Source organism: Campylobacter sp. MIT 12-5580 (assembly GCF_005406235.1).
In the GTDB taxonomy this organism is placed as follows: Bacteria; Campylobacterota; Campylobacteria; order Campylobacterales; family Campylobacteraceae; genus Campylobacter_D.
The window spans coordinates 211,166-224,201 of the sequence record NZ_NXLK01000003.1; the positions used below are offsets into that span (position 1 = coordinate 211,166).

General features: G+C 34.0%; 17 protein-coding genes. 11 read left to right on the forward strand and 6 right to left on the reverse strand.

Translation table 11 applies throughout. The annotated features are described in order from the left end of the window. Together CQA38_RS04590 and CQA38_RS04595 are read left to right on the forward strand one after the other, a co-directional pair. Entirely contained in the window at positions 1–846 is an 846-nt protein-coding gene (locus tag CQA38_RS04590; RefSeq protein WP_137632813.1) for a 2-oxoglutarate ferredoxin oxidoreductase subunit beta, read from the forward strand. Then, positions 843–1,406 carry a 2-oxoacid:acceptor oxidoreductase family protein gene (locus tag CQA38_RS04595; RefSeq protein ID WP_137632814.1) on the forward strand — a complete coding sequence of 188 codons (564 nt, stop codon included), beginning with the start codon at positions 843–845 and terminating at the stop codon, positions 1,404–1,406. The genes CQA38_RS04590 and CQA38_RS04595 overlap by 4 nt, the downstream gene beginning before the upstream one ends. 93 nt (positions 1,407–1,499) lie before the next feature. Here the strand turns inward: CQA38_RS04595 and CQA38_RS04600 are convergent, their stop codons facing one another. From CQA38_RS04600 to CQA38_RS04615, 4 genes are read right to left on the reverse strand one after another with little or no spacing between them, the layout of a single operon-like run. Beyond that, positions 1,500–2,327, reverse strand: coding sequence for an RsmB/NOP family class I SAM-dependent RNA methyltransferase (locus tag CQA38_RS04600; protein WP_249355192.1), 828 nt, complete (start codon positions 2,325–2,327; stop codon positions 1,500–1,502). A gap of 49 nt (positions 2,328–2,376) precedes the next feature. After that, entirely contained in the window at positions 2,377–2,754 is a 378-nt protein-coding gene (ruvX, locus tag CQA38_RS04605; protein ID WP_137632815.1) for a Holliday junction resolvase RuvX, read from the reverse strand. Further along, entirely contained in the window at positions 2,751–3,524 is a 774-nt protein-coding gene (locus CQA38_RS04610) for a DNA-processing protein DprA (protein ID WP_249355194.1), read from the reverse strand. The genes ruvX and CQA38_RS04610 overlap by 4 nt, the downstream gene beginning before the upstream one ends. After that, positions 3,517–4,680, reverse strand: coding sequence for a divergent polysaccharide deacetylase family protein (locus CQA38_RS04615; protein WP_249355184.1), 1,164 nt, complete (start codon positions 4,678–4,680; stop codon positions 3,517–3,519). Before CQA38_RS04615 ends, CQA38_RS04610 begins: the two co-directional genes overlap by 8 nt. A 128-nt stretch (positions 4,681–4,808) precedes the next feature. Here CQA38_RS04615 and CQA38_RS04620 point away from each other — a divergent pair, with 128 nt between their 5' ends. The 7 genes from CQA38_RS04620 to rpsR all read left to right on the forward strand — a co-directional run bounded on the left by CQA38_RS04620 (position 4,809) and on the right by rpsR (position 10,362). Beyond that, positions 4,809–6,749, forward strand: coding sequence for a ribonuclease R family protein (locus tag CQA38_RS04620; RefSeq protein WP_137632817.1), 1,941 nt, complete (start codon positions 4,809–4,811; stop codon positions 6,747–6,749). Then, positions 6,742–7,722 (forward strand): DNA polymerase III subunit delta, encoded by a 981-nt coding sequence (gene holA / locus CQA38_RS04625; protein ID WP_137632818.1) that lies wholly within the window; start codon positions 6,742–6,744, stop codon positions 7,720–7,722. The genes CQA38_RS04620 and holA overlap by 8 nt, the downstream gene beginning before the upstream one ends. Positions 7,723–7,791: 69 nt before the next feature. Next, the gene (locus CQA38_RS04630) at positions 7,792–8,388 is read left to right on the forward strand and encodes an NAD(P)/FAD-dependent oxidoreductase (RefSeq protein WP_137632819.1); all 597 of its coding nucleotides are present in this window, start codon (positions 7,792–7,794) and stop codon (positions 8,386–8,388) included. A 156-nt stretch (positions 8,389–8,544) separates the two neighbouring features. Next, positions 8,545–8,985 carry a copper resistance protein CopD gene (locus CQA38_RS04635; protein ID WP_137632820.1) on the forward strand — a complete coding sequence of 147 codons (441 nt, stop codon included), beginning with the start codon at positions 8,545–8,547 and terminating at the stop codon, positions 8,983–8,985. A gap of 168 nt (positions 8,986–9,153) precedes the next feature. After that, on the forward strand, positions 9,154–9,528 hold the full coding sequence (gene rpsF / locus CQA38_RS04640) for a 30S ribosomal protein S6 (RefSeq protein ID WP_137632821.1): 375 nt from the start codon (positions 9,154–9,156) through the stop codon (positions 9,526–9,528). Between the two features lie 9 nt (positions 9,529–9,537). Continuing rightward, positions 9,538–10,089, forward strand: a complete 552-nt coding sequence (locus CQA38_RS04645; protein ID WP_137632822.1) for a single-stranded DNA-binding protein — start codon at positions 9,538–9,540, stop codon at positions 10,087–10,089. A 12-nt stretch (positions 10,090–10,101) separates the two neighbouring features. Further along, positions 10,102–10,362, forward strand: coding sequence for a 30S ribosomal protein S18 (gene rpsR / locus CQA38_RS04650; RefSeq protein WP_034906620.1), 261 nt, complete (start codon positions 10,102–10,104; stop codon positions 10,360–10,362). Between the two features lie 209 nt (positions 10,363–10,571). On the opposite strand, the gene CQA38_RS04655 is transcribed toward rpsR, so the two are convergent. Next, entirely contained in the window at positions 10,572–11,630 is a 1,059-nt protein-coding gene (locus CQA38_RS04655; RefSeq protein ID WP_170999468.1) for a hypothetical protein, read from the reverse strand. 114 nt (positions 11,631–11,744) lie between these two features. On the opposite strand from CQA38_RS04655, the gene CQA38_RS04660 reads away from it, so the two are divergent. Both CQA38_RS04660 and CQA38_RS09190 read left to right on the forward strand, forming a co-directional pair. Then, a complete protein-coding gene (locus CQA38_RS04660; RefSeq protein WP_137632824.1) occupies positions 11,745–12,284 on the forward strand; it encodes a thermonuclease family protein in 540 nt (179 codons plus the stop codon). Further along, positions 12,284–12,457 carry a hypothetical protein gene (locus CQA38_RS09190; RefSeq protein WP_170999469.1) on the forward strand — a complete coding sequence of 58 codons (174 nt, stop codon included), beginning with the start codon at positions 12,284–12,286 and terminating at the stop codon, positions 12,455–12,457. Before CQA38_RS04660 ends, CQA38_RS09190 begins: the two co-directional genes overlap by 1 nt. Here CQA38_RS09190 and CQA38_RS04665 read toward each other — a convergent pair whose 3' ends face one another. After that, positions 12,458–13,036, reverse strand: a complete 579-nt coding sequence (locus CQA38_RS04665) for a hypothetical protein (RefSeq protein ID WP_249355197.1) — start codon at positions 13,034–13,036, stop codon at positions 12,458–12,460.

Genomic DNA, 13,036 nt, shown 5'->3' on the forward strand with positions numbered 1-13,036 from the left:
ATGGCTTTTGATTATGATGAATATTTACGCGTAGATAAAATGCCTACGCAGTGGTGCTGGGGCTGTGGAGATGGAGTAGTTTTAAAATGCATCATTAGAGCAGTGCAAAAGATAGGCTGGAAGATGGATGATGTATGTCTTGTTTCAGGCATTGGCTGTTCGGGGCGTATGAGTTCTTATGTGAATTGCAATACCGTTCATACAACGCATGGCAGGGCTATTGCTTATGCTACAGGTATAAAGCTAGCAAATCCAAACAAAAAAGTCATAGTCGTAAGTGGGGACGGCGATACCTTGGCAATTGGCGGCAATCATACCATACATGGTTGCAGACGTAATATAGACTTAACGCATATTTTGATTAATAACTTCATTTATGGGCTTACAAATTCGCAAACCTCACCTACAACTCCACTTGGCTTTTACACTGTTACAGCTCAAAAGGGCAATATCGATCCAAATTTTGACGCATGTAAGCTGACTATCGCAGCTGGTGCAAGCTTTGTTGCAAGGGGCAATGTTATCGAAGCAGCTAAACTTGAAAATCTTATCTATAAAGCCTTAGCTCATAATGGCTATAGCTTTGTTGATGTTTTTTCAAACTGCCATATTAACTTAGGGCGCAAAAACAAGATGGGTGAGGCTGTGCAAATGCTTGATTGGATCAAGGGCAGGGTTGTGGATAAGGATAAATTTGAAAAGATGGATTATGAACAAAGGGTGGATAAATTCCCTACAGGCATACTTTATCAAGATGAAAGTAGGGCAGAGTATTGTCATGCGTATGAAGAAGTGCGTAGGGCGATGAAAGAAAAAAGAATGGTTGATTTAGGAGCGTTAAAATGAGACATCAGCTTAGATTTGGAGGCGAAGGCGGACAAGGCGTAATCACGGCTGGTGAAATTTTAGCTGACGCGGCGATTAAAAGCGGACGTTTTGCTTTTAAAATTTCAACCTATACTTCTCAAGTAAGGGGCGGTCCCACAAAGGTTGATATAGTTATTGATGATAAGGATATACTTTTTCCTTATGCAACAGAAGGCGAGATCGAGTTTATGCTCGCAACTGCTGATAAGGGCTATCATGGCTTTAAAGATGGAGTAAAACCCGGAGGTATCATCGTTATCGAGCCAAATTTGGTGCATGCAAAGGACGAGGATTATAAAAAATGGCAGGTATTTGAAATCCCTATCATCACTATAGCTAAAGATGAAGCTGGCAATGTGGCTACTCAATCAGTTGTTGCATTAGCAATAGCAGCTTTTATGAGCAAGTGTATAGACTTAGAACTTTTAAAAGAAATCATGCTTGAAAGCGTGCCACCAAAAACAAGAGAAGCAAACGCAAAAGCTTATGATTTAGGACTTAAATACGCTAAAGAAGCAAAGCCTAAAAAAATTGACTGATCATTTTAAAAGACTTTGTTTTGATTTTTTCTTGAGCCTTATTTTTAAGGTTCAAGCTTAGATATACATGCATTACTTGCAAAGTGAGAGCTTTCACAACTTTTTGATTTTAGCGATAAAAAAGCCATCATTAAAATCATCAGCGATGATTCTTCTTGCGTTATTTGTAAGTTTTTTATGTGTTGAAAAAGCCTCAATGCTTGTAATATTGTCAAGCTTTAAAGGCAAAAACTCAAATTCAAACTCACTATTTAAAGCATTTTCAAGCACTTCTTCATTTTCTTCTTTTAAAAAGGTGCAGGTGCTATATACTAATTCTCCACCTCTTTTTAGAGCTTTTAAGGCAGAGTGTAAGAGCTTTTTTTGAAGCAAGGCTATGTTTTTAAGTTCTTTTGGACTTTTTTCTAAGTTGAGGCCAAATTTTGCAAAACTTGAGCATGGGGCATCAAGTAAGATTTTATCAAATTTCAAAGGACAAAGTCGCCCTATGATTTTACCATCTTTATGAAAGGCTTTTGCCCTTACCCCATAACGCACAAGGTTGTTTTTAAGTGTAAAAAAACGTTCTTTGCTTGCCTCAACACAGGCTAATTCGCCTTTATTTTGCATAAAATTGGCTAAATTTATACTCTTTCCACCCGGCGCTGCACATAGATCAAGCACGTTTTGATCGCTTTTTGGATCAAGGTTTTTCGCACACAAATATGAGCTGTAATTTTGCACATAAAAAAAGCCTTGTGAGAAAATTTGAAGATGAGTGAGCGTGCTTTTATCTAAAAAGGCGATTTTATAAAAATTTTCATCGATTTGTTTAAAAGCAATATTTGCTTTTGTAAGTTCTTTTTCAAAATTTAAAATATCGCATTTTAAACTATTGACAAACACGCCTATGTCTTTATTTTGTGTAAAAGAGTGCAAAATCTTTTGGCTTAAGTCTTGTCCGTAAAGTCCTATAAGATAGGCTTTTAAGTCAAAGTAAGCCAAAATAATCCTTTGCCATCAGCAAAGCCGCTAAAGAATCACTCTTGCCATCTTTTTGTGTGCCTAAAGAGGTAAGTTTTAAAGCGTCTTTGCTCGTAAAACTTTCATCTATAAAGCAAACTTCACCCTTAAAATCAAGTAAAGAGATAAAATGTCTTATCCTTTTTTGCATACTTTCATCAGAATTTGAGCCTTTGCCAACAAGTAAAAGTGAAATTTGATACTCTTTTAAAAGTTTTTTAAGTTCATTTGCGGCTTGATTGCGATTTTTTCTTAATATAGCTTGAAGAGGGATAGCAACTTGAGAATTTATACAAAGTGCAACACCCATGCGTTTTAAACCCCAATCAAGCACTAAAGTATTCATTCAAGCACCTTTATAAATACACCTTGTATATCTATCTTGCCTTCAAGCTCGTATTCATAGACTTTTGATCCAAACCGAGCTAAAGCTTCTTCCAAGCTTACACCTTGCTTGCAAAAGCTTAAAAATGCATCATCTTGTTCTTTTTGTATGAGTGTGCCAAAGTGCGAGGCGTAGTCATTAAAATCATAAATAAGACGAGCTTTGTTTTGGGCAAGTAAAAAATTTGTGCCCTTGCTTTCATCTTTTCTTTGAGGCAACACAAAAAGCTTTTTACCTAAATCCAAAGCTAAATTTGCACTCGCAAAAGAGCCACTTTTCAAATCCGCTTCAGCGATGATAATATGTTCGCAAAGCGCTATGATAAGGCGATTTCTTAGTAAAAAGTCGTAACGTTTTGGGCTGTAGTTTTTTTCTTTTTCGCTTAGAGCTAAGCCTTTTTCATAAATTTGTTTGATGATAGGAGCATTACTTTGAGGATAAATCAGATCAAGTGAATTAGCAAAAACGCCTATAGTGCAAGGCATAGCTCCTAAATGAGCATTAATATCAACGCCAATTGCCCCACCACTTACCACACAAACACCAAGTTTTGAAAGCAAAGAAGCTAGCTCTAAAACGCATTCTTTGGTATAAACACTCATCTTTCTTGAGCCAATAATCGCAACTTTTGGCTTTTTAAGTAAGGCTAAATTTCCTCTATAATACAGCTTTGAAGGTGGATTTTTAAGGCTTAAAAGTTCATTTGGCAGTTCATCAAGTGCTTTAATCATACTCATACACTTCATTCAAATACACAAGATCAACGCTTTGAAGTAAATCTTTGCTTTGTTCTAAAGCTTTAAAGGTGTTTTTGCGTGGGTGGGCTATAGCTATAGCAAAACCCTTTTTGTGAGCTAAAGCAACAGCCTTTGCAAGCTCTTTTTTGATCTTTTTCACATCATCTTCATTGTCAAGAAAAATATCTCTTTTGATATATAACTTTTGAAATTGAGGGGCAAGCTTCACAGCCTTGCTCGAGCCTATAGTTACAGAATCCACAAAGATAAAATTATATTTTTTAAAAGCTTTAAACAATTTTTCCATAGCTTTTTCATCGCTGGTAAATAAGCTTCCTGTATGATTGTTGATAAATTTTAAGCCAACAAAATCTTTATCAATTTCAGCTATCCTTGCATCAATGTGTTCTTGAGTATCATTTGGCTGTAAAGTTCTTCTTTCTTCTCCTTTAAAATGAAGAGCAGCTAAGGGCAAATGCACCATAAAAAAGTCAAATTCTCTTGCAAATTCCTTTGTGCGAGGGTGGTTTTTATCGCTTGGAAAAAAAGAAGGTATGAGTTTAAGCCCTGTTTTTTTAAGCGCTTTTACTTGATCTTTACTTGCTATATCATCGATAATGATGGCGAGTTTAGCTTTTTTTGTATTATTTTTGAAATTTATGTTTTGTGGTTTTTGAGGCAGTTGCGATGTGTCGTTTTGGCTTAAACTTGTATTGAGTTCAAGTGTGATATTTGTTTCATTTTTGTTTGACAAGGTGCTTAAATTTTCTTCTTTTAAGGGTTCTAAAGGAAGTGCAAAAAAGTCAAAATATGCTTTTTGATTATGTAAAATTTGATTTTGGCTGAGTTTGAAATTTGCAAAAAATTCATTTGTAGCATTTGTTTCTGTGGTGTTTTTTTCTTGACTTTGCCAAAGAGTGAGGGTGTCCTTGCTTGTGTTATTTTCATCATCAGCTATATAATCAGCAAATAAACCTTTTATAAGCTTTTTGCTTTCATTTTCTTCTTGTGTTTGAATTTGATGAAGCGTATTTTCTTGTGCGAGTTTAAGTTCTTCTTTAGGATCAAAATCCATAAAAACAAAAAATAGCCCGCAAAGTAGGATAATGCCAATAAATACAAAAAGAATAAGGGTTTTATTTTTAAACATAATGAATTATTTTCAGCCTTTTATTTTTAAAAAATTAGGAAATTATAACAAATAAACATTCTTTTTAAATATTTTTTGTGTAAAATTGTGTTTAAAACTTAAAAATATATATTTACAAAGATAGAAAAGTGAAAGAATTTTTAAAAGCACTCAGCTTTGGACTTGAAGAAAAGCAGCTTCTCAATGAATTTAAGCAAATTTTAAGAGAGCTTGTCTTAAAAGACATAGTCAAAGAATACAAGCATAAATTTTACCTTAACAACGGCTTTGTTTTTGGAAAAATAGACATCTCAAGCAAACAAACAGGCTTTTTAGAAGTCTTTAATGAAGGCTTTGAAAGGGATTTGCTTATAGAGCACAAAGACTTAAACACAGCAAATTATCAAGATATAGTCGTTTGCAAGCTTTTGCCCTTGCGTAAAAAACGTCCAAAAGCTAAAGTTGTAATGGTGCTTAAAAGGGCAAATAAAAGCTCCTTGCTTGTGAGTAAAAAACAAGGCAATCTTATACTTGGTATGAATATCAAAACAGGCTTAATGCAAAGTTTGAATGCAAGTCAAAAAAGCCTTAAAGCCCTGCCACTTGGCACTATATTTAAGGTAGAAAATGAAAACAACACTATAGTTGAGGTTCTAGGGCATATCGATGATGAGTGTGTTGATGAGAAAATTTCACTTGCTTTATATAATAAAAACGAGGCTTTTACGCAAGCTTGTCTTGAGGAAGCTGAGGCGTATGGGGATTTTGTTGAAGCAAGTATGTATGAAAACAGGCTTGATTTGAGGCATTTAAACTTTTGTACTATCGATCCAATCGACGCAAAAGACTTTGATGATGCGATCTTTTATGATGAAAAAGCAAGAGAACTTTTTGTAGCGATTGCTGATGTGAGCGAGTATGTGGCTGCTTATAGTGCCTTAGATAAAGAAGCAAGGGCAAGGGGTTTTTCGATCTATTTTCCACACAAAGCCATTCCTATGTTGCCTCGAAAATTAAGTGAAAATATCTGTTCTTTAAAGCCAAATGAAGATCGTCTTGTTTTTGGTTTTAAATTTAGCTTTGATAAAACTGGCGAAGTGCTTAAAGAAGAGCTTTTTGAGGGGATTATTAATTCAAAAGCAAGATTTCATTATGATGAGGTTGATGAATTTTTAGAAAAAAAGCCAAATTTAGGTACATTTAACTGGCTTTATGCGCTTTTTAAGCTAACACAAATACTTAGAAAAAGACGTCTTAAAAATGCCTTTGAGTTTCATACTTTAGAGCTTAAAATGATCTTAAATGAAAAGCAAGAGCTTGTAGCCACGCGTTATGAGAGCGATACGCCTTCACATGCCTTGATCGAAGATTGTATGCTTTTGGCAAACAAAGTAGCTGCAAAGCTCATAGAAACGGGCGTTTTTAGAAATCATCTTCCAGCTGATCGCAAAAAAATCACTAAGCTTATCACAGAGCTAGCTAGCCTTGGCATTGACGCAAAATTAAAAGCAAATTTGTTTGAATTTATCAAAGATGTGCAAACTTTAGCCCAGGATTTAGGCATTAGAGAAGAAGTTGATAAGCTTATCATCAAAGCACAAAAAAGAGCTGAATACGCGAGTGAAAATTTAGGACATTTTGGCTTGGGTTTTGAGCGCTATACTCATTTTACAAGTCCTATTAGAAGGTATTCTGATCTTATTTTACATAGGCTTTTAAAAGCAAAATTAAGAAAAGATGAAAAAACCTTTAAATATTTGCTTTTAAACATAAATAGCACTTGTGAAAGTTTAAGCGTGCTTGAACGAGAAGCTGATAAGGTGGCGTTTGACTTTATGGATAGGAAATTTGCTCGCTGGGCAAAGAAGCATTTACATGAGCGTTTTAGAGCTTTTGTAAGTGAAAATATCAATATTAATATAGCCAAACTTGATGATGAGCTTAAAGGCGCAGAACTGATTTTGCTTGATGAAAGTGCAAATTTACTTCAAAAAGTTGAGCTTGAAATTTGTGATGTTGATATTATAATGGCGAAAATTTTTGCTAAAATTACACAAAATTTAGAGAGCTTGGAGCGAAAAAATGTATAGAAAGGATTTGCAGAATTTATTAAAAGGCAATTATTTTCCGCATTTTTTTGCTTTATATGGGGCAGATGATTTTCAAACCGAGCTTTTTGCAAGCTTTATTAAAGAAAAATTTGGTGTTGATGAATGCTTAAAGCTTTATTTTGAGGAGTATGATTTTGCAAGGGCGAGTGATTATTTGGCGAGTGCTTCTTTATTTAGCGAAAAAAAACTGCTTGAATTAAAATGCTTTAAAAAGCCTAGCAAAAAAGAGCTTGAGGCTTTAATTAGTCTTTGCAAACAAAGCGAGGATAACTTCTTTTTGCTTGAACTCTATGATGAGTCAAGCAGACAAAACGAGCTTGAAAAAAGCTTTGAGAATAATTTTGCACGATTTTTTAAACCAAGCTCAGCCAAAGAAGGTATAGAGCTTTTAAGTTTAAAAGCAAAAGAACTTGGCATTAACGCAACGCATAATGCCTTGCTTTTTTTATATCAAAATTTTGATGAAAACTTATATCTTGCTTCAAGTGAGCTTAATAAATTCGCTGGCTTAAGTATAGATGAAAATGTGGTTGAAAAGTATTGTTTTAGTCTTAGTGTGCTTGGTTTTGAAAGTTTTTTTGAGCAGCTTTTGCAAGGTAAAGATTTAAGAGTTGAGCTTGAAAAATTCTTAGAAAATTTTAACGAAATTGCCTTGCTTAACTCTTTGTCAAGCAATTTTTACCGCCTTTTTAAGATTAACTTGTATGCTAAAATTTATGGCAAGGTTGATTTAAAAGAGCTTTTAGGTTATGCCCCACCGCCAAATGTAGCTAGCAAGCTTCAAATGCAAGCCTTTGCATTAAGTCTAGCTCAGTATCAAAAAATCTTTTTTTTATGTTTGCAAAGTGAATATGAACTTAAAACAAATTCAAAACTCATCAAAAAAGAATTTCTTATTGCCACCTTACTTGAACTTAGTCAAATCCTTAAAAATAAAAAAGAGCTTAAATAAGGCTTTATTTATCATTTATTTAAGTTTGGCTGTTACAATTTTTTCATATTTAAAATAAAAGGAGAAAAGATGAAAAAATCAGTAGCCATAGTTGGTGGAAGTATAGCAGGATTGAGCGCGGCTTTAGTTTTAGCTTCAGCAAAAAATGCTGAACTTGATTTTGATATCACTATCATCGATGATGACAAGGCGGATTTGAAGGCTGTTGCGATTTATAATGTGCCTTTGTTTCCAAAAGGGATTCAAGGTAAAGAGATTATTGAGCACACAAAAAAACAAATTGATGACTTGCTAAAAGTGAAATATGTAAGTGGCACGATTAGCGAAATTAGTGGCTCTAAGGGGGATTTTAGCCTTAAGGGGGCTGCTGAGGAGATAAAAGCTGAGTATATTATCCTTGCTACAGGTGCTTCAAAATTTGAAATTTCTGGCTTAGGCGATATAGTTAAGCCTCATGAGTTGATGAATAAACCGGGCAAAATTCGCCTTGCTTATAGCGGACGCCAAGAAGTAAAACCGGGCATTTATGTAGGTGGCTTAGCTTCTGGAGTTACAACAATGGTAACTTGCGCGATGGGAAGCGGTGCAGAAGCAGCTTGTGCTGTGCTTAGTGATATAAAAGGTGCGGTAAGCATAGTGCATGATACACCAACAAGTCGTGCATAAAATCTATACTCAAGCCTTTTGGCTTGAGCTTATCTAATCTTGACAATCTTTATTTGTTTTTAAACTTATTTTTTTAAAAAAATTTAACATAAATCAAAAACACAAACACAATTTTTATGTAAAATAAATCAAAATTATTTTAAGAGGTTATGTTCTATGCAAATTTTATATCCGTATTTTTTAACCCTTCATTTGCTTTGTGCGATTATTTTCTTGGGTTTTATTTTTACTGATGTGGTGCTTTTGAGTCGCTTGAAAAAAGCTTTTGGCGAGCAAAAAACAAGTGAGATTTTAACTCCTGTTATGAAAGTAGGCGTGAAAATAATGCCTGTTTGTGTGCTTTTGCTTGTTTTAAGTGGTGGGGCAATGATGAGCTCATATATAGGTTTTTCAAAAGGTTTTTTTGATACACCTTTGCAAACTCTTTTGAGTATAAAAATCATTCTAGCCCTTGTCATAGTGTGTTTTGTGCTTAATGCCTTGTGTTTTAAACTTGTGCTTAAAAGAGTAAATCCACTCGCAGCTTATACGCATAAGATAGTCTTTTGTTTGGGTTTTGTTATCGTGATTTTAGCAAAGTTTGCCTTTTTTGTATAAAAAGTCAAGCTTTGTAGCTTTTTATTTTAAACCTGCAATTTATCTTTAAAAATTAAAGCTTTTTGCTTTCATTAAAACTTAAGTAAAATTTTAATATAATAAAGCCTTGCTCTAAAAAGCAAAATCCTTGCCTATGAAAATAGGCTATATTATCCATAAGGAGAAAAAATGAGACATTATGAGGTTTTATTTATCTTAAAACCTACGCTCACCGAAGAAGAGGTGAATGCAAAGTTGGAATTCGTTAAAGAACTCCTCACTAGAAATAACGCACAAATTGAGTCTGTTATCCCAATGGGAACACGAAAGCTTGCGTATGTGATTAAAAAATACGAAAGAGGGACTTATTTTGTGATTTATTTTAAAGCCGAGCCAAGCTTTATTGCTGAGCTTGAAAGGGTGCTTAAAATCACTGAAGAAGTGATACGATTCTTAATTGTTAAGTATGAAAATAAGCAAGAAATCGCTGCTTGGGAAAAGCTTAGTCATGGTGTCAAGCAAGCTAAAAAGGAAATTAAACCTTTAGACGCTCCAGAAGTTTAAGGAAATTCAATGTTTAATAAAGTTGTTTTGGTAGGCAATTTAACCAGAGATATAGAAATGCGTTATATGCCCTCAGGCAGTGCTATAGGCTCTTCAGCAATCGCTGTAACAAGAAGGTATAATGGAGCAAATGGCGAAAAAAAAGAAGAAACTTGTTTCATCGATATAAGTTTTTTTGGACGCACGGCAGAAGTAGCCAATCAATATCTTTCAAAGGGAAGTAAAGTGCTTATTGAAGGAAGGCTTCGATTTGAGCAGTGGAGCGATCAAAACGGACAAAATCGCTCAAAACACAGCATATATGTAGAAAATATGGAAATGTTAGGCTCAAGTCCAAACCCACAAGGAAATTTTGCAGGCAATGCAAATCAAAACTATGCACCAAATAAAACACAGCAAAGTTATGATCCATACGCAAGCGATATGAATAAAAGCCCTTCAAATAGCAATTTTAACGCTAATAAGCGAGCCAATCAAAACCAAAATTATCAAGAAGAAAAGCTAAAAGAAATCGACATTGATGATTATGATGTCGATGATAAAAGCGAATTACCATTTTAAAAAGGAAAAACAATGGCTGAAAAGAGAAAATATTCACGCAAGTATTGCAAATACACTGAGGCAAAGGTTGAATTTATCGACTATAAAGATACAGCGATGCTTAAGCATGCTTTATCTGAGAGATTTAAGATTATGCCACGTCGTTTAACAGGTACAAGCAAAAAATACCAAGAAATGGTAGAAAAAGCAATCAAACGCGCCAGACATGTTGCATTGATCCCATATATCGTTGATAGAAAAAATGTAGTTACAAATCCTTTTGAGGGTTTGTGATTATAAAAAAGCCCTTGTAAGGGCTTTTTTTGCTTATATTTTTTTTAATTTTTATCTTTTTTTATTTCAAAGAGCTTTACAAAAAAACTTTTTTTAATTTTATCTTACGCGTAAAAATTATTTATTATTGAATGATAAAAGCTTGCGTTTTGATTTTATGTTAGTGATTTTGATCTATTGTAGAGAGCTTCATCAGTCTTATTTGTTCTTCACTCTTGTAGTTCATTACAATCCTTACACCCCATATCACTTAGCCTTAGCTCCAAGCCTTGCGTATCATTACTAAAAAGAGTGTTTGGATCTTGCGTGCCAAAAATCTTTGCTCTTACACCCATAGCATCAAGTTTTATTTTCCACCATTGTGCAAAATGAGTATTTATCATCTCAGCCACAAGCATAAAATCAAGCCCATCAAGCTTAAAAATATATAAATTCTCAGTATGTTTAAGATCTAAAATTCGCATTTTTTTATAATGCTTTGGCGTAACAAAAGCGATGAAAAAGTCTTTATCCTTTTTTTGTAAAGTTATGCTTAATTCATCGCTTAAAAAGCCTTTGTTAAAATCATTTTGATAAAGATACCAAGTCGAATTGATGAGTGTGTGTAGATAATAGCTTTTTAAGCTATTATCTCGCCATAATTGCCAATGCTTTTTATCGCTAAAAAGCTTCATTTTATCATCAAAAAGTTTTTCTTCAAGATTTAAATTTGAGCTTTCAAATACAAACTCATCGGGCTTAAATTTACTTTGCATTAAACTTGTTTTTAAAAAAGGCATTTTATGCAAAGCAAACTCTTGAGAAAAAGCTAAATTTGTTTTATTTTTGATTTTAAGAATGTGGTGTTTAGGTATAAACTCATAAAGATAAAAGGAGTTTTCAAAAACAAAAGAATCCTCATTTTTTTGCACGCTTCTTAAACTTTGGCTTTGAGCTTCATTGATAAAAAAGTCAAGTCTAGCTTCATCACAGCTTGTATTTTCATCTTTTTTTTCACATGAAAAATAAATACTTTCATCATCTTGTATAAAAGCAAAAATTTCAAGCAAACTTTTTTCTTGTATTATTTTACTTGTATTATTGTCTTGAATTTGGGGCTGGGTTTGGGTGCTATTTGGTTTAGTTAAAACAAAACTTGAGCTTTGTTTTATGGTGCTTAGATTCTGTTCTTTTGAAGTTGAGTTTTGACTTGAGCTATAAAAAATCGGAGTTAAAAAATACAAGCTCAAAACTACAAAAAAAATGATATAAATAAAACGCATAAACATACTTCAAACACTCAAAATAAAGGCATATCACAAGATATTATCTTAAATAAAAATAGAATTTACCATAATTTGCATAAAAATTTACTATAATTACAAAAAAACACAAGGCTTATAATGAAGATAAATTATAAAAATGCGTTGAATTTAAGAAGGGCGATTAACGATCCAAAACGTCTTATGCTCTTACTTATAGCCTTTGGCTTGATTTTTCTTTTAAATTCTTTTGCGAGTTATAATACCAGCTTTAAAGCCCAAGTTGTAAGAGTGATAGATGGTGATACTATCGAGGTTTTAGATAAAAATAAGCAAAATTATAGAGTGCGTTTTTTTGGCATAGATGCGCCTGAGTCAAATCAAGCCTTTGGCAAAAAATCAAAGGAATTTTTAGCCTCGCTTGTCGCTGGCAAAGAAGTAAAAGTGATCAAAAAAGACACAGATAAATATGATAGAATCTTAGCCGTGATTGAGCTTGAAGGTAAAGATATCAACAAAATAATGGTAGAAAATGGCTTTGCGTGGGCGTATAGTTACTATACGCAAGCTTATGTTGCTGAACAAAACCTAGCCAAAAGCAAAAAACTTGGGCTTTGGGCGGATAAAAAACCTATAGAGCCTTATAAATGGCGAAAAACTCATTCTTTCAAGGAAAAATAATGAAAAAGTTGGCATTGTGTTTGTGTGTGCTTGCATTGAATGCTTGCTATATCAGCGAAAGGGGCATATCAAATCGCTTTTATGATGATTGTAAGCCTTATTATGATGCAAGCGGGACTTATCATGAAGAATGTCCCAAAAATTGGATCAACTTGCCCCTTGCACCAAGATAATCATTTGCTAGCTGAGTTAAGCATAGCAAGAGCTGCTGCGTCAGGGCTTACTGCTGGTGCTGGATTTTCTTCTTCGGCTGCTGGGGCTTGAGTTACATTGCTTGGTGGGCGTTTGAGCTTGAATATATGCTGTTCAGTTACCACAGCTTGCATGCTTGCCTCATATACTTTTATATCATTTACATGCCCTATAACTCGTATTTCTCGTTTTTTGGAAGTTTCATCAAACAAGGCTTGGGCTTCAAGTATCAGCACATCACCTAGCTTTAAAGGGGCGTAAAATGAAGATCTTGCTGATATAATGATGGAGTATTCTTTATTTATAGCAGCTTGAGCGACATAATTTGCAGCAGCAAAAACAAAACCTTCAAAGATCAAGCCTTGATCATCAATCGCCATTTCAGGAGAGCTGATAAAAATGGACTTGGCATGATTTTTAGAAAGCTCACATATCGTGCCACACAAAGCATTGTTTATCTCAGGGCAAGTCATAAGCTCGGTTTTGATATGGGCAAGCTCTTCTTGACTTACATACTGCTCAAGCTGAGTAAAATCATCAAAATTCGAATTTTGTTTAAT